The following is a 16,552-nucleotide window of genomic DNA, read 5'->3' on the forward strand; positions in this document are numbered from 1 at the left end:
CCCCGCGTCAATACCAGAGCGCCAGCAGGAACACGCCCGCGCCGGCGCTCAGAGCCATGCTGCCCATGCCCCACAGGAGATAGGGCCGCAACCGCCGGTCGCCTAATCCCACCCCCAATCCCGTCTTCACCAGCGTATTGCTGAGCCCCGCCAGCAAGGCGCCGCCCACCGCCACGCTCAATACCAGCCGTCCATCCATGCTCAATTCGGCCATGGACAGGTTGATGGCATCCACGTCGGCGATGCCGGAGGCCAGGGCCAGGGCATAGACGCCCGCCTGTCCGTAATAGTCGAGCGCCAGTTGCGCTGCGGCCAGGGTGACCGCGTAGATCGCCGCGAAACTGAGCGCCTGGGTGAGTTCGAAGGGATTGCGCAGGGGCACGTCCGTGCTTTCCTGTACTTGATGCTGGGTGCGCCAGAAAAACAGTGCGCCCAGCAGGGCGGCAGGCAGCACGAAGAGGGCCAGCAGCTGCCCCATGCGCGGATTGATGGCCCAGGCCACCGCCGCCTGGCGCAGGAACATCATGGCGGAGGCGAGAATGATGCCGCTGGCCAGGCCGGCCGAGAGCTGCGGATTGCTCTTGCTGAGCCGGGCAAAGCTCATGGTCACCGCGGTGGAGCTGACCAGGCCGCCGAAGATGGCGCTGATCAGTACGCCCTTGCGCGTGTCGAGGAGCTTGGCGCCGAAATAGCCCAGGAAGGACAGCCCGGAGACCAGCACCACCATCAGCCAGATCTTGCGTGGGTTGAACTGCAGGGCAGTGTAGTTCTGGTCCGGCAACAAGGGGAAAACCACCAAGGAGACCAAGGCGAAGCGGATGATGGCGACCAGCTCCGCCCGGCCAATGTTGCGGGCGATGAAGCCGTGCAGAGGCTCCTTGCTGGCCAACAGCAGCGTGACGATGACGGCGATGATCATGGCGGCCAGCAGATGGCCGGAGGCCGTGAGCCCACCCAGCAGGAAGGCAGCCAAGGCGGAGTACTCGGTGGTCAGACCCAGGGAAGGCCTGCCAAAATTGGCGAGCAGATAGCTGCCCAGCAACAGGAGGCCGAAAAGCACCAGCGTCGTCAGGAAAACCGGCAACGGAAACCAGTGGGCGCTGACGAAGCCGAGAACGGTGATGAGCGGAAAGGTGCGCACTCCGATGGGGCGCTCGTTCGCGGGATGCGGGCTGGCTTCACGTTCCAGGCCGATCAAGAGCCCGATGGCGAGCGCCACCAGGAAGGGAAAGACCCAGGCCGGCAGGAAATCGAACAGGGCCAGATCAGGCACGCGGACTCCGGATGTCGTTCATGCGGATGCCTCCTGCCGCAAGGCTTAGGCCAGTGGCTTGATGAACACCTTGCTGCGCCGCTGAAAATTGTAGAGTTGCTGGCGTGGCATGGGCAGGGTATCGATTTCCGCCGGCACGAAACCCCGCTCCAGGAACCAGTGCGCCGTCTGGGTCGTCAGCACGAACAGTCCCTTGAGCCCCTCGCTTCTGGCCTTCCTCACCATGTATTGTAGCAGCGATTCGGCACGTCCCTGGCGGCGGTAGTCCTCATGCACCGCCAGGCAGGACAGCTCGCCGAGGCCCTCCTGCGGATAGGCGACGAGCGCGGCGCAGGCGATCACCTGCTGGTCGCGCTCCACCACGATGAAGTTGCCGATTTCCATCTCAAGCATTTCCCGGCTGCGCTTGACCAGCACGCCAGCGGCTTCCAGGGGCTCGATCAGATCCAGAATGCCGCCGACATCCTGGATGCCAGCGGGCCGGATGTTCTCGAAAGGATCACTGGATATCAGGGTGCCGCAGCCGTCGCGGCTGAAAAGCTCCAGCAACAACGCGCCGTCCATGTGGCGACTGACGATGTGAACGCGACTCACGCCCTGATTACAGGCGCGCAGGGCGGTTTGCACATGATTTCTGAGGCTTTCCGGCAACTCGGGCTGCGAGTCGAGATAGGCCGGAACATCCGAGGCGATCAACTGGCGCTGCAGGTTGCCATTACTGTCGGGCAGCCCTGGCTCATCGGTCAGGAAGATCAGCTTGGCGGCATTCAGGGCAACGGCCGCTTCACGCGCGATATCCTCGACACCGATGTTGAAGATCTCGCCAGTGGTCGAAAAGCCCAAGGGTGAGAGCAGCACGATCTCATCGAGCGCCAGATGCTGGCGGATGGCGCTGGCATCGATGCGCCGTACCTGTCCGGTATGCTGAAAATCCACGCCATCGAGCACTCCGAGCGGGCGCGCCAGCACGAAGTTGCCGCTGCAGATCCGGACCTTGGCACCCTCCATGGGGGAGTTGGCCAAGCCTTGCGAGAGCGCCGCCTCGATTTCAAGGCGAACCGCCCCAATCGCCATTCTGACCACCGGCAGGGCGGCGGCATCGGTGATGCGCCGACCCTGTGATCGCTCGGTCGTCAGCCTGAACCGGGCCAGCAGTTCATCAATCTGCGGCCCGGCGCCATGGACCAGCACGATGTTGATCCCGAGGCTGTTGAGCAGCGCGATGTCCTGGGCCAGCCGGTGCATGTGGTCGTCGCTGACCACCTCGCCACCAAAGGCGATCACGAAGGTCTGGTTGCGAAAGCGATGGATATAGGGGGACGACTCCCGAAACCAGCCGATGTATTGCTGCAGGTCCTTGATCATGGGGCGGGCTCCAGGTCGATGCAAAAGCGCCGGATCAGGTCCTGCAGTATCGACACCGTGGGCTTGATCCGGTCCAGGCGCAGGTGTTCCTCGGGCTGATGGGCGCAACTGATGTCGCCCGGGCCCAGCACGATGGTGTCCATGCCCAGCGCCTGCAGAAAGGGCGCCTCGGTGCCGAAGGCGACCGCCTCGGCGGCATGTCCGGTGAGGCTTTCGGCTGCTTTGACCAGCGGCGCCGTATCGGGCGTTTCGTAAGCCGGGTTGCCGGGAAAAAGTGACCGGCACTCCAGTTGCAGGCCGGTATCGCTCATGCTCTGGCGAGCGACCGCATAGAGTTCCTCACGCAGTTCGGCAATCTCCATGCCGGGCAGGGGGCGCAGATCAATGTGCAGCTCGCAGTCGCCGCAGATGCGGTTGGGATTGTCGCCGCCATGGATGTGCCCGAGATTGAGCGTGGGGTAGGTGACTTCGAACAGCGGATTTTGATGACGCCGCGCCAGATCCTCGCGCCAGTGCATGAGAGCACCCATGAGCTGGTACATGCCATCCAGGGCATTGCGCCCCAGTGCGGGGTTGCTGGAGTGGCCGCTCTGGCCGATGAGGCGCAGGGATTCCATGAGGATGCCCTTGTGCATGCGCACCGGGCGCAGGCTGGTCGGCTCGCCAATGACGGCGTGCCGCGCCCTGGGGCGCCCCAGGGCCTGCAGGGTGCGGGCCCCCTGCATGCTGGTTTCCTCGTCGGCGGTGGCCAGCACGATCAGCGGCGCTTTCAGGTCTTTTGCGCGCAGATTGCGCAAGGCCTCGATCACCAGCGGAAAGAAGCCCTTCATGTCGGCGGTGCCCATGCCATACCAGCAATTATCCGCATCGCGCAGACGCAGGGGATCCTGTTGCCAGCGTTCGGCATTGAAGGGCACGGTATCGGTGTGCCCGGCCAGTACCAGCCCGCCGGGACCACTGCCGAGTGTGGCGATCAGGTTGAATTTTCCGGGACTGCTCTCGATGCGCTCCAGCGCAAAGCCGAATTCCGCCAGCCAGCCGGCCAGCAGATCGATGACGCCGGCGTTGCTCTGGTCCAGGGCCGGGTCCGCGCTGCTGACGGAAGGCGCTGCCACCAGGGCGCTCAGCATCTCCCGCAGGCCGGGCGTGCTGTTCAAGCCGGGCGCTCCGCGGCGGCCTCGGCGGGCGTCAGGGTGCGCATGGACAAGGCGTGGATCTCGGACTGCAGGGGGCCCAGGATCTGGTAGATCAGCCGTTGCCGGGCAACAGGATTCAGGCCTTCGAAGCGATCCGAGACGACGCGCAGATCGTAGTGGCCGCCACCGCGCTCGCGCGCGCCCGCGTGGCGGGCGTGCTTGTGGCTGTCGTCGCTGAGCTGCAGCTCTAGCGGTTGCAGGGCCTCACGCAGCAGGGCCTCGATGCGCTCCGGCGTAGACTGCTCGGTACTCATGGCAGCACCCGCTTGAAAGGCTGCACGCTGACCTCGGCATAGACGCCGCTGGCGAGATAGGGGTCCGCCGCGGCCCAGTCCTGGGCGGCGATCAGACTGTCGAATTCCGCCACGATCAGGCTGCCGCGAAAGCCTGCCGTGCCCGGGTCCTCGCTGTCGATGGCCGGCATCGGACCGGCCAGTACCAGGCGGCCCGCATCGTTGAGCTGATGCAGACGCGCCAGGTGATCGGGACGGCTCATTTGACGCAGTGCGAGCGAGTTGTCGTTATCCTTGGCTATGATGGCGTAGAGCATGGCTCAGGGTTTCCTCTCTGGCGAATCGGGATCGGTCGAATTCTTCAGCTTTTCCGAGGCGTCCAGGGCACGCATGATGAAAAACGACTGAAACACCATGAATACCAGGGTGATCGCCATCAGCCCGAAGAGTTTGAAGTTGACCCAGGTGTCCGTGGGAAAAGTATAGGCGACATAGAGGTTCAGCAGGGCCGCCAGCACGAAAAAAAGGATCCAGTAATGATTGAGCTGACGCCAGACTGCCGGAGCAACTTCGCGATCGATCTGCCGGCCAATGAATTTTTCCACCACCAGGGTGCCGCGCAGTTCGGCGATCAGAAAGCCCCCAGCAAAGAGAAAGTAGAGCAGGCTGGGCTTGAGCTTGATGAAGACCTCGTTGTGCAACCAGATGGTCGCTCCACCAAACACCACGACGAGAGCGCCCGAGAGCAGGGTCATGGGCTCGACCTTGCGCTGCATGATGTACTGGCCGAGGATCATGAGTATGGAGGCGACGATGGCCACGGCCGTGGCGGCGTAGATGTCCTGAAATTTGTAGACGATGAAAAACAGCAGGACAGGCAGGAAGTCCAGAAGTGCTTTCATACCGGAATCGATTTCTCCTGAAAGGGCGGGCATGCACGGGCTTCAGCCCGCCACCAAAATACCATAGAATCCGGCTGACTGTCCCGCGACTGGAGTAGGTATGGAATCAGCGGATTTGATCAAGGTCTTGCAGGCCGCGCTTGGCGTTTCGACCAGGGCTGGCCACCCGGTGTCCTTTGACGATGTGCTTGCTGCGCGCTGGCGTTCAGGTCCTGGCGGTGGCTGGCTGCAGGGTATTCGCCAGGCGCACAGCCTGTCCCAGGACGATCTGCTGGGCATCGATCGGGCACGTGAGCTACTCGATACCAATACCCGCCAGTTCGTGCGCGGTCTGCCGGCCAATGATGCCCTGCTCTGGGGCGGCCGGGGCACCGGCAAGTCCTCCTTGGTGAAGGCGATGCTGGCGCGCTATGGCAGCGAGGGGCTACGGCTGGTGGAACTCGATCGCGAGGGTCTGGCGCAACTGCCGGACGTCCTGGAAAGCCTGCGCGAAGCCGATCCCGATGAGCGTTTCCGCTTCGTTCTCTTCTGCGATGATCTCTCCTTCGAGGCCGACGATCCCGCCTACAAGGGGCTGAAGTCCGTGCTCGATGGCGGGCTGGAGGCACGGCCCAGCAATGTCCTGATCTATGCCACCAGCAACCGGCGCCACCTGATGCCGCGTTTCTTTGCGGAAAACCAGGAATACGAACGCCGTGGCGAGGAAATCATTCCTGGCGAGAGCGCCGAGGAAAAGCTGAGCCTGTCGGATCGCTTCGGGCTGTGGATTGGATTTTATCCCTTCGATCAGGACACCTATCTCGCCATTGTCGATCATTACTTGCAGGCCCGGTTGCCTGCGACCATTCCTCTTGAGGAAATGCATGCCGAAGCCCTGCGCTGGGCCTTGGCCCGGGGCTCGCGCAGTGGTCGCACGGCCCGGCATTTTGCCAATGATTTTCTGGGACGCATGGGGCTGGGTGACACCAGGTGATCAGGGCCAATGCTCAAGTCGCTGGATCTCCTCGGCATCAAACCCGGCTGCAATCCGGTCGGGGAAGTTGAAGGGGCCCTTGAGCTTTCCTTTCAGATAGCGCTCGACCAGTTCAAAGAAGGTCGTCGCGGGATCCAGGTCGCGCGTCTGGCAGAGATGGCGGTACCAGCGGGTTCCCACTGCCACATGGCCGATCTCATCGCGGCGGATGATGCGCAGGATGTCGGCGGCGGCGTGATCATTGGCGGATTCCAGCTTTTGAATCAGCGCCGGGGTGACGTCCAGCCCGCGCGCTTCCAGCACCCGTGGCACCAGTGCCATGCGGATCAAGGCATCGTGCGCGGTATCGATGGCCATCTCCCAGAGGCCGTTGTGCGCGGCAAAGTCCCCATAAGCAAATCCAAGCGTATGCAGATGACCCTGCAGGAGCTGGAAATGGTAGGCCTCTTCGGCCGCGACACCCAGCCAGTCGCTGTAGTAGTCTGTGGGTAGATCCCGGAAACGATAGACGGCGTCCAGGGCGAGATTGATGGCGTTGAACTCGATGTGTGCCAGGGCATGCAGGAGGCAGGCGCGACCCTCCGCAGTCTGGAGCTTGTTGCGCTTGGGCAGCTCACGCGGGTGCACCAGAAGCGGCTTTTCCGGGCGGCCGGGAATCGGGATTTCCCGGGGCGCCGGACCCTCCGCCAGAGTCAGGTTGCCGGCCAGCCATTGCTCGCGCAGGCTGCTGGTGAGCGCGCATTTGGCTTCGGGGTCCGTGCTCAGCAGGGCGGACAGGGTGTGCTCGAACAGCGAGGTAGTCATCGGCATGCATCGTGATCAGAATGCACATAGTGTGGCACAGAAGGGTTCAGAGGTCAGCGCTTCCGGCCTGGATACCGACTGGCGCGGGCTGGAGCGGGTGCGGCTGGCCATCGTCTCGGATACCCATGGGCAGCTCGACGCGCGCATCGGCGAACTCGTGGCGGGCTGTGATCTTGCCGTGCATGCCGGAGATATCATGGGCGCTGCGGTACTGGCTGCCTTGCAACCGCGACTCGGCCAGGTTCTGGCGGTGCGGGGCAATAACGACGTGCCGGAAAAGTGGCCGGGCAGCGAGCTTGCACTGCTCAGTGGCATTCCGCTGGAAGTGAGTCTGATGCTGCCCGGCGGTGATCTGGTGGTGGTGCATGGTGATCGGGCGGGCCCAACCAAAACGCGCCATGCGCGCCTGCGGGCGCTTTATCCGGCGGCCCGTGCCATTGTCTATGGCCATAGTCATCAATTGATTTGCGATACCGCCCAAACTCCCTGGGTGCTCAATCCGGGGGCTGCCGGGCGGGTGCGGACCTTCGGCGGGCCATCCTGTCTGATCCTGGAAGCCGGAACCACGGACTGGCAGGTGCGGGCGCAACGCTTCCCTGCCTAAAATCGAACCCAGGGCCGCAACTCTTCTGCATTCAGCAGCACGATCTGCTGCTCGCGGGCAGAACCTGCGTGTGGCTCGATTTCCAGATGCATCAGGCGCAGAAAGTAGGGGAGCAGGGCGGCGCGCAGACGCTTTGTGACCTCACCCTGCTGCATGCCAAAGTCATCCTCGATCACGGCGCGCTGGGCCGGCGTCAGTCCCGGGTGCGGGCCGATGCGCAGCGTGACATAAGTCTGCCAGGCAGTATCCGCCGCTGCATTCTGATCCCGTATTTCTCGCAGCAAGGGTTTTCCCTGGATGCGCGCCAGCACGAAATCCCGAAATTCGCCATGTGATTCGCTATAGGCGCGCATGTGCCAGCGGTAGCCGTTATAGACCAGGGCGTGGGGGACTAGCGTGTGTGTCACTGGTGCCTCGCGGTTCAGCGACTGGTAGTCGAGTTGCAGGCAGCGGCTTTCGCGGATCGCCTGGCTGATGGCCTGCAGGGTGTCGAGCCGCAGCTCGCGCTCCAGTGGGCTGACGATCTCCACCGGCGGCAGCTCGCCCAGCAATACCAGCACCGGGCCATCCGGGCCCGCAGCGCTCTTTAGAAGATGCAGGAACTCCTCGGGCGTGCCGCGCAGGAAATGCGGCTGAAAGCTTGATCCGGCGCGGTAACATTTGCGCGAGCGATCGTACAGGAGGCTGCCTGGAAAGAGAGTCAGATACAGGCCGATGTCATTGGAGGCCTGTACCCGGCTGATGCCGAAGGCATTGACCAGGTCGCGGGTGCCGAGGCAGTCGGTCCAGAGCACAGTGGCTTCCAGCAGGGTCAGGCGCTGGCGCACTTCCCACTTGAGCGGGGCTTCCTTATCGATCACGTGAATGGGCAATTTGATCTCGCCTGAACGGGAAAGTCGCATGATATGTAAAGAAACTTGACATATCAATGAGGCCGACTATTCTGGAATATAGCGCAATAAGGGGGGAACATGCTGCGCATTCTGCATACGGCCGACTGGCATCTGGGTCATAGCCTGCACGGCATCAGCCGCGATGAGGAGCATCGGCGCTTTCTTGACTGGCTGCTTTCGCAGTTGCAGACGCGCGCGGTGGATCAGTTGCTGATTGCGGGAGATGTGTTCGATACCGCCAATCCGCCTGCCAGCGCCCAGGCGCTTTTCTATGATTTTCTCGCCAGCGCGCGCCAGCATTGCCCGCATCTGGGCATCATCGTGCTCGGCGGCAATCACGACTCGCCGGCCCGGCTGGAAGCACCCCAGCCGCTGCTGGCCCGGCTCGGCGTGCAGGTCCTTGGCGCATTGCCGCGCGATGCTGTCGGCGTGCCGGATTTCGAGCGCCTGATCCTGCCCTTGAAAAACCGCGTCGGCGAGCTTGTCGCCTGGTGCGTGGCCATGCCCTTTCTGCGCCCCGCCGATCTGCCCGTGGTGACAGATGCTGATACCGATCCCCTGATCGAGGGGGTGCGCCAGGTCTATGCCGCAGCCCTGGCCGCAGCGCAGGCGCGACGCCAGCCGGGACAGGCCCTGATCGCCACGGGGCATTGCTACATGGTTGGCACGGAGATTTCGGCCCTGAGCGAGCGCAAGGTCTTGGGCGGCAATCAGCATGCCCTGCCGGTGGATCTCTTTCCTGACACGATCGATTACGTGGCCCTGGGGCACATGCACCGGCCGCAAAAGGTCGGCGGCCACGAGCATGTCCGCTACAGTGGCTCGCCCATTCCCATGTCGCTGTCAGAGGCCGACTATCCCCATCAGGTGCTGCAGATCGATTTCGAGGCCGGGCGCCGCGTCGGGATCGAAGACATTCGCGTGCCGCGCACGGTCGATATCCTGCGTCTGCCCTCCGAGGGTCCCCTGCCGCTCAAGGAAGTTCTGGAGCAGCTGAAACATCTGATCCTGCCGGTGCGCCCGGAAGCGGAGTGGCCCTTGCTGGAGATTCGGGTTCAGCTCGACAAGCCCGAGCCTGGATTGCGTCAGCAACTCGACGAGGTGCTGGCAGACAAGCCACTGCGGCTGGTGAGGATCGACAAAATCCAGGCAGGAGCCGCGCAGAGCCTGGCCGACCGTCTTCCCGAAGATGCCCTGCAGGGTCTGGACCCTGCCGAGGTGTTCCTGCGCCGCTACCGGGAGCGCTATGATGCCGCGCCCTCTGCCGAGCTGCTGGAGGCCTTTCATGAGCTGCTGGATAAAGTGCATGCGGGGGACGCGGCATGAGAATCCTTGCCATCCGCGGTCGCAATCTCGCCAGTCTGGCGGGCAGCTTCGAGCTGGATCTTGCCAATGGCCCACTGGGGCGAGCGGGGCTGTTCGCCATCAGCGGCCGGACTGGCGCGGGCAAGAGCACCCTGCTCGATGCCCTGTGTCTGGCGCTCTTTGACCGCGTGCCGCGTCTGACCCAGGCAAACAAGGTTGCGGTTGGGCAGGCGGATCTCGCGCCAGAATTGCGCATCAGCGGTGATGACGTGCGCGGCATCCTGCGTCGGGGGGCTGCCGAAGGCTACGCCGAGGTGGATTTCATCGGGATCGATCGCAAGACCTATCGCGCGCGCTGGGAAGTGCGTCGGGCAAAGAACAAACCAGGCGGCAGGCTGCAGGAACAGGTGCTGACGCTTCGCACTCTGCCGGATGATCATCTGATCGGCCGCACCAAGAAGGAAATCCTCGCCGAAATCAGCCAGCGCCTTGGCCTGAGCTTTGACCAGTTCAGGCGTGCCGTGCTGCTGGCCCAGGGTGATTTCGCCGCCTTCCTCAAGGCCGCTCACAAGGAGCGCTCCGAGCTGCTGGAACGCATCACCGGCACGGAAATCTACAGCGAGCTCTCGCGTGCGGCCTACCATCGCGCCAGGGAAGAGGAGCAGAAACTGCGCGAGCTGGAACTGCGTCTGCAGGCACTTTCGGTATTGAGCGATGATGACCGCCAAGCCCTGCTGGCCGAGAAGGCGCTGATTGCCGAGGCGCGGGACAAGACGCAAGGCGAGCTGGCTGTCGTGCAGGATGCCTTGCGCTGGCATGAGCAGGCCACCAGCCTGCGCCAGGATTGTGATCGGGCGGTGCAGACCCTGCAGCAGGCTGAGCTTGCCTGGCAGGCCGCGGCTGATCGGGTGGAGGTGCTGAACCGGGTGCGGGCGGCCCAGCCTCTGCGACCGCTGCTGGAGGCCTGCGACCGGGCTGCTGGAGCCGGACGAGAAGCCGAAGCCGCCAGACAGGCGGCTCTGAAAGAGCTCGCAAAGGCCGAGGTAGATCTCTCAGTTCAGGAGCAGGCCTACAGCACGGCGGAAGGCCGACATCAGACGGCGGCATCTGCCTGGGACGCGGCCCAGCCTGCGCTGCAGGCCGCTCGGGAGCTGGATGTACGCATCCGCGAGGCGGGGCATCAACTCGAATCGGCAGAGCGCCTGCACCGCGAGGCCGGGCTGCAGGCGGCGCAGGCCGCCGATGCAGCGAGTGAACTTCGTGCCCGGCAGGCGCTTCAGGAAAGTGCTCTGGATGCCGATCGGGAATGGCTTGGCAGGCAACAGCATGTGGCCAGCCTGGCCGCCCAGTGGCCGCGCTGGGAGGATCTGCTCAAGCGCGCCCTGCAGTCCCGGCAAACGCAATTGACAGCAGAAGGCGCCTTGCCCCTGCATCAGTCGCAACTACAGGATTTTCAGGCGGGCATTCTGCGTCTGGAAGCCGAGCTGCAGGCCGCCCTGGCCGCCGAGGAATCCGCAGAGCAGAGCCTGGCTGAATGCGAAGCCGCGGCCTCCCGCTACTCCCTGGAAGCGATCAGCAATCAGCGAAATACCCGGGAAGCCCTGCGTGCCCGCCTGCAACACGCGGCTGGCCTGCTGACCCAGGCCGGTGAACGTTGGCAGGCCTTGTCTCGGGTTCAGGCGCAGCGGCAATCGCTGGCTGCCGAGTTGCTGGCTGCCGAACAGGCCCTGGCCAGCCATCAGCCCTTGCGTCCGCCGCTCGAAGCCCGGCTGGCGGAAGCCGAATCCATGCTGGAGCGCACCCTCCTGGCAGCGCAGGGGGATGTCGCGCAACTGCGCGCGCAACTGCAGACGGGCGAGCCCTGCATGGTCTGTGGCGCCCAGGAGCATCCCTGGGCCCAGCATCACCCGGCTTTTGAGGCCTTGTTGGGGGATCAGCGGGCTCGCGTCAATACCTTGAAGGCCGAGTTGCAGACCCTGATCGAGACCGAGTTGCGCTGGCAGGGCAAGCTGGAACAGTCACGTCAGGCCATGGCTGATTGCGAGCAGCAGATCAGTGACCTGGAGCAACGCTGTCAGGCGCTGCAGGCTGAGTGGGCGTCCCTGCCGGAGCGTCAGGATGAATTGGGTCCGGTCTGGGACGCTGCCCTTGCCACGCGCATGCAGGCACGGCTCTTGGCAGTCACTGCCGAGCTTGAGCAGTTGCAGGGCCAGGAAAAGGCGGCGCTTGCCAGCGAAGCCGCGCTCAGAACTGCCCGCGAGACCTGCGAATCGCAGCGCAGGAAACGTGAGCGCCTGCAGGCTGACACTCAGGCCCGGCGCGGGCGGGAGCAGATGCTGATCCATGCCCTTGAGCAGGAATCCGCGACCGCGACTGCCGCCCTGGCAGAGTACCAATCCGCCTGCGGGCAGCTCGCCGAAGCCCTGGCCGGTATCCCGAACTGGCAGACACAGCTTGCCAGTGAGGGCATGCGATTCCTGGCTGCCTGCTGTCAGCGGGTACTCGCCTATGAAGCCCGCGCGAAGCAGGCTGCCGATGCGGATGCCGCCCTGCGGGAAATCGCGCCAAAGCTGGCCGAAGCCGAAAGCCTGGCGCGTACCCTGGCGGCCCAGGCGGGTGAAGCGCTCCAGGGATTGCTGCAATGTCGCCAGCATCTTGCCGGACTGGAGGCGGAACGCCGGCAATTCTTCGATGGCGCAGCGGTGGAGTCGGCGAGCAGACAGCTCCAGGTCGAGCTTGACCAGGCCCGCGCATCGCTCGATGCCGCCAGGGATGCCCTCGCTGCCGCGCGCGAGGCCCTGGCGCTCGCCAGGCAGACCTTGGCGCATCGGACGACACAGGTAGCGGATGCGCAACGGCAACTGGTGGCCGCACAGGCTGAATTGTCCGCAGCCCTGGCTGGACTCGGCTGGCAGGAAGTCGAGTTGCGCCAATGGCTGAGCCATGAGGCCAGCTGGCTGGCGCGCGAGAGTGCCGCGCTCGAAGCCCTGCAAAATGCCTGTCGTGATGCCAGCGTCCGGCTGGAGGCGCGCCAATCCCTGCTGGCGCGGCACGAACAGTCAGTGCCGCCCATGTCTGAAGAGGACGCCAGGGAAGCGCTGGCCATGCTGCAGGCCCGCCTGCAGTCACATGTAACGGACCTCGCTGGCATCGATGCGCGCCTGCGCCAGGACGACCAGCAACGGGAACAGGCGGCGAGCACGCGGGAAAGCGCCGAGGTTCAACGCGCCCACTGGGCGCTCTGGGAAAGTCTTCGGGAGCTGATTGGCTCGGCGGACGGCGCCAAGTTTCGCAACTTCGCCCAGAGCCTCACGCTCGATGCCCTGCTGGGGCAGGCCAACCGCCATCTTGTCGATCTGGCGCGGCGCTACCGGCTTGAACGGGCGCCTGGCAGCGATCTCGACATCCAGGTCGTCGATCTTGAAATGGCCGATGAGGTGCGCAGCGTGCACAGTCTATCGGGGGGCGAGAGTTTTCTTGTTTCACTTGCGCTTGCGCTGGGGCTAGCCTCACTGTCCTCGCAGCGCACCCAGGTCGAGTCTCTGTTCATCGATGAGGGCTTTGGCGCCCTGGATCCGGATACCCTGGGCATTGCTGTCGGCAGCCTCGATGCCCTGCAGTCCCAGGGCCGCCAGATTGGCGTGATTTCGCATGTGCCGGCCCTGGTGGAGAGCATCGGCGTGCAGGTGCATGTCGAGGCGATGGGCAGCGGGCGCAGCCGCGTCCGGGTGGTGGATGCACAGCTGAGCTGGCAGGCTGATGCCACTCTGGGTGGGATGGATGAGGGAGGGGAAGGGGATGCTGAGGATCTATCACGGCAATCGGCTTGAAACGCTGCTTGAGCGCCTGAGTGATCTGTGTCGCACGCCGCTGGCCAATCCGCTGGCGCCGGAACTGATCATCACCCAGCACGCCGGCATGGCGCGCTGGCTGTCCCAGCGACTTGCCATCCAGCAGGGCATTGCCGCCAATCTCGATTTTCCGCTGCCCTCGGCCTTTGTCTGGCGCGTCCTGCGGGAACAGGATGCAGCCTTGCCGCAGGAGTCTCCCTTTGACCGAGCGGTGCTGGTCTGGCGGATCTTTGCCTGTCTGCCCGAATGCCTGGCGCAGCCGGGTTTTGAGGAGTTGCAGCACTATCTGCGCGAGGATGCTGGCGAGTTCAAACGCTATCAGCTGGCCGGACAGATTGCCGACGTCTTCGATCAGTACCTGATCTACCGGCCGCAATGGCTGCTGGCCTGGGAGGCGGGCGAGGATGATCACTGGCAGGCGCAGCTCTGGCGCAAGCTGGTGGGGGAGGGCGATACCCGGCACCGGGCGCAACTGCTGACAGATTTCCTGACACGTTGCCGGCAAGGTTCATGGAACAGCAGCTTGCCCGAACGCATCAGCATTTTTGGCATCAATACCCTGCCACCGATCTACCTCGAAGTGCTCGTTCAGCTGTCCAGGATCCGCGATGTGCATCTGTTCGTGCTCAATCCCTGCCTGGAATACTGGGGTGATCTCGTGTCCTCCCGGGACCAGGCGCGCCTGCAGGCTTACTGGCAACGCAAGGGCAAGACCGATGCCAGCGCTTATTTCCCGGTGCTCAACGAAATCCTGGCCTCCCAGGGGCGGCTCGGGCGCGAGTATCAGGAGCTGCTGCAAAAATACGCTGCGGATGCCGAAGTGGAAATGTGCTTCGAAGCCCCGGACACGAACACGCTGCTGGGTTGCCTACAGACCGATATCCTGCTGCTCGACGGCGGTCAGGCCACTGGGCAGGTAAGCATCCCGGCCCAGGATCTTTCCCTGCAGATCCATGCCTGCCACAGCCCACTGCGCGAGGTGCAAGTGTTGCACGATCAGTTGCTGGCCTGCTTCGAGTCCCACCCGGACCTGCGGCCAGCGGACATCGCCGTCATGTGTCCGAATATCGAGCGCTATGCGCCCTATATCGAGGCGGTGTTCGGGGCGGCCAGCGGCAATCGCTACATTCCCTGGGCCATCAGCGATCGCAGCCCGCGCCAGGAACATCCCTTGCTGCAGGCTTTTTTGCAATTGCTGCAGTTGCCGGGTAGCCGTTACGGGGTCTCCGAGGTGCTGGCCCTGCTCGAGGTGCCTGCCGTGCTGCGGCGCTTCGGACTCGATGCCGACGGGCTGGACTGCCTGCGCCAGTGGGTGCGCGACAGTGGCGTGCGCTGGGGGCGCGATCCTGCGGCGCGCACCGCCCTTGGCCTGCCTGCGCTCAGCGATCACACCTGGCAGTTCGGGCTGGAGCGCATGTATCTTGGCTATGCCATGCATCCCGAGGACAGCCTGTTCATGGAACGCCACCCCTACACGGTGATAGAGGGCGCCGATGCCCGTCATCTTGGCAGTCTCAGCAGCTTCATCGAGGCACTGGACAGCTATCGGGTGCTGCTCGACGACGATCTGAAACCCGCGCAGTGGGTGGAACTGCTCAATCGTCTCCTGAACGCCTTTTTCCTGGCGGACGATGAAGAAACCCCCTTGTTGCAGGGTATCCGTGATTCGCTGGATGCCTGGCTGGAGGATACCGGGCGGGCGGGCTTCGACGCCCCGCTTGGGCTTGGCGTGGTCCGGGATGCCCTGCAGGGCGCCTTGCGGGATCCGGGAGCCAGGGCCCGCTTTCTGGCCGGTCAGGTCAATTTCTGCGGCATGGTGCCGATGCGCAGCATCCCCTTTCGGGTGCTTTGCCTGATCGGTCTCAATGACGGGGACTACCCGCGCATCCAGCGACGCCCCGGCTTCGACCTGATGGCTGCGCGGCCCGAGCCCGGCGACCGCTCGCTGCGGGAAGATGATCGCTACCTCTTTCTGGAATGCCTGCTGTCGACCCGGGAGCGCCTCTATCTCAGTTACGTCGGGCGCAATCAGCGCGATAACAGCGTGATGCTGCCCTCGGTACTGGTCAGCGAACTGCTGGATTACCTTGAGGTCGGCTATATTGGCGAGCAGGGCAGGATCTCGGATCAGCTGATCACCGAGCACCCGCTGCAGCCCTTCGGCCATCACTACTATGGCAGGGAGACCGGCCTTTTCAGCTACGCCAGCGAGTGGCTGCCGGCCCTGCCGGAAATTTCCGGTGAACCGCCTTTCATTGAGCAGCCACTCTGTGAGCCGGAGCCTGATCGCCGGCAGGTGGACCTGGCTGATCTGCTCCGCTTCTTTCGCAATCCCGCGAAGTTCTTTCTCAGGGACCGCCTCGGTATCCATCTGGAAGAAGCTGAAGCCGCATTGGCGGATGCCGAGCCCTTCGAGCTTGCTGGCCTGTCGCGTTATCAGATGCAGTCGGAGATGCTGGCGCGTGCGCTGGCCGGCGAAGATCTCGAAACCTACTTTCCCGTGCTGCGGGCCCAGGGGGCGCTGCCCTGCGGCGCTTTCGGCCAGACGATCTATCAGCAACAGCGTCAAACGATCGAAGACTTTGCCCGGGAGCGCGTGGCGCCACATCTGGGCGATCCCTGCGAGCCTCTGGAAATCAGGCTGCGACTGGGTGACTTTCACCTGCATGGCTGGCTGCGCGGCCTGACTGCGGCAGGCCTGCTGAGCTACCGTCCCGCGAAGGTCAAGGCCAGCGATCGCATCGGGCTCTGGCTCCAGCATCTGGTCCTGTGCTGTACTCCGACAGAAAGCCCCAACAGCATCCACATAGGCACTGATCAGATCTTGCGCCTTGCACCGTTCAGCGACGCCGAAGCGCAACTTGAAAGATTTCTTCAAGCCCACTGGCAGGGCCTGCGAGAGCCGCTGGCCTTCTTTCCGCAGTGCAGCCATGCCTATGCCAGTGCCCGCGCGGCGGGCAAATCTGCCGAGGAAGCCCTGGCTAGCGCCGAAAAACTCTGGGAAAGCACGCCTTTTCAGATCGGCGAGGGCGATAGCTCCGAGATCCGGGTGGCCTGGCGGGGACGCAGGCCCTTCGAGCGCGACTTTGAGGATCTGGCGCAGCGGCTTCTGGTACCCATGTGCGAACTGTTGCAGAAAAAGAGGTCCTGAAA

General features: G+C 64.0%; 13 protein-coding genes. 5 read left to right on the forward strand and 8 right to left on the reverse strand.

Annotation, left to right across the window (positions count from 1 at the left end; all coding sequences use genetic code 11):
* Positions 1–7: 7 nt before the first annotated feature.
* Genes WOB96_RS03670 through WOB96_RS03695 form a run of 6 tightly spaced genes read right to left on the reverse strand, consistent with a single transcriptional unit; the run spans position 8 to position 4,969 of the window.
* Positions 8–1,273 carry an MgtC/SapB family protein gene (locus tag WOB96_RS03670; protein WP_341369920.1) on the reverse strand — a complete coding sequence of 422 codons (1,266 nt, stop codon included), beginning with the start codon at positions 1,271–1,273 and terminating at the stop codon, positions 8–10.
* Positions 1,274–1,318: 45 nt separating this feature from the next.
* On the reverse strand, positions 1,319–2,638 hold the full coding sequence (argA, locus tag WOB96_RS03675) for an amino-acid N-acetyltransferase (RefSeq protein WP_341369921.1): 1,320 nt from the start codon (positions 2,636–2,638) through the stop codon (positions 1,319–1,321).
* Entirely contained in the window at positions 2,635–3,795 is a 1,161-nt protein-coding gene (gene argE, locus WOB96_RS03680) for an acetylornithine deacetylase (protein ID WP_341369922.1), read from the reverse strand. Before argE ends, argA begins: the two co-directional genes overlap by 4 nt.
* Positions 3,792–4,088, reverse strand: coding sequence for a BolA family protein (locus tag WOB96_RS03685; protein ID WP_341369923.1), 297 nt, complete (start codon positions 4,086–4,088; stop codon positions 3,792–3,794). Before WOB96_RS03685 ends, argE begins: the two co-directional genes overlap by 4 nt.
* Entirely contained in the window at positions 4,085–4,384 is a 300-nt protein-coding gene (locus WOB96_RS03690) for a YciI family protein (RefSeq protein WP_341369924.1), read from the reverse strand. The genes WOB96_RS03685 and WOB96_RS03690 overlap by 4 nt, the downstream gene beginning before the upstream one ends.
* A 3-nt stretch (positions 4,385–4,387) precedes the next feature.
* A complete protein-coding gene (locus WOB96_RS03695; RefSeq protein WP_341369925.1) occupies positions 4,388–4,969 on the reverse strand; it encodes a septation protein A in 582 nt (193 codons plus the stop codon).
* A gap of 100 nt (positions 4,970–5,069) precedes the next feature.
* Between WOB96_RS03695 and WOB96_RS03700 the strand changes: the two genes are divergently transcribed.
* Entirely contained in the window at positions 5,070–5,942 is an 873-nt protein-coding gene (locus WOB96_RS03700; RefSeq protein ID WP_341369926.1) for an ATP-binding protein, read from the forward strand.
* On the opposite strand, the gene WOB96_RS03705 is transcribed toward WOB96_RS03700, so the two are convergent.
* Complete coding sequence (locus WOB96_RS03705; RefSeq protein WP_341369927.1) at positions 5,943–6,752, reverse strand: ferritin-like domain-containing protein; 810 nt, start codon at positions 6,750–6,752, stop codon at positions 5,943–5,945.
* On the opposite strand from WOB96_RS03705, the gene WOB96_RS03710 reads away from it, so the two are divergent.
* The gene (locus WOB96_RS03710; RefSeq protein ID WP_341369928.1) at positions 6,751–7,350 is read left to right on the forward strand and encodes a metallophosphoesterase family protein; all 600 of its coding nucleotides are present in this window, start codon (positions 6,751–6,753) and stop codon (positions 7,348–7,350) included. The genes WOB96_RS03705 and WOB96_RS03710 overlap by 2 nt on opposite strands.
* Here WOB96_RS03710 and WOB96_RS03715 read toward each other — a convergent pair.
* Positions 7,347–8,252 carry a WYL domain-containing protein gene (locus WOB96_RS03715; protein WP_341369929.1) on the reverse strand — a complete coding sequence of 302 codons (906 nt, stop codon included), beginning with the start codon at positions 8,250–8,252 and terminating at the stop codon, positions 7,347–7,349. The two genes, WOB96_RS03710 and WOB96_RS03715, sit on opposite strands and share 4 nt — an antisense overlap.
* A gap of 69 nt (positions 8,253–8,321) precedes the next feature.
* On the opposite strand from WOB96_RS03715, the gene WOB96_RS03720 reads away from it, so the two are divergent.
* From WOB96_RS03720 to recC, 3 genes are read left to right on the forward strand one after another with little or no spacing between them, the layout of a single operon-like run.
* Positions 8,322–9,569 carry an exonuclease SbcCD subunit D C-terminal domain-containing protein gene (locus WOB96_RS03720; RefSeq protein WP_341369930.1) on the forward strand — a complete coding sequence of 416 codons (1,248 nt, stop codon included), beginning with the start codon at positions 8,322–8,324 and terminating at the stop codon, positions 9,567–9,569.
* On the forward strand, positions 9,566–13,378 hold the full coding sequence (locus tag WOB96_RS03725) for an AAA family ATPase (protein ID WP_341369931.1): 3,813 nt from the start codon (positions 9,566–9,568) through the stop codon (positions 13,376–13,378). The genes WOB96_RS03720 and WOB96_RS03725 overlap by 4 nt, the downstream gene beginning before the upstream one ends.
* Positions 13,347–16,550 carry an exodeoxyribonuclease V subunit gamma gene (gene recC / locus WOB96_RS03730; RefSeq protein ID WP_341369932.1) on the forward strand — a complete coding sequence of 1,068 codons (3,204 nt, stop codon included), beginning with the start codon at positions 13,347–13,349 and terminating at the stop codon, positions 16,548–16,550. Before WOB96_RS03725 ends, recC begins: the two co-directional genes overlap by 32 nt.
* The last annotated feature ends 2 nt before the right edge of the window (positions 16,551–16,552 follow it).

The sequence above is a fragment of the Thermithiobacillus plumbiphilus genome, from assembly GCF_038070005.1.
Lineage (GTDB): Bacteria > Pseudomonadota > Gammaproteobacteria > Acidithiobacillales > Thermithiobacillaceae > JBBPCO01.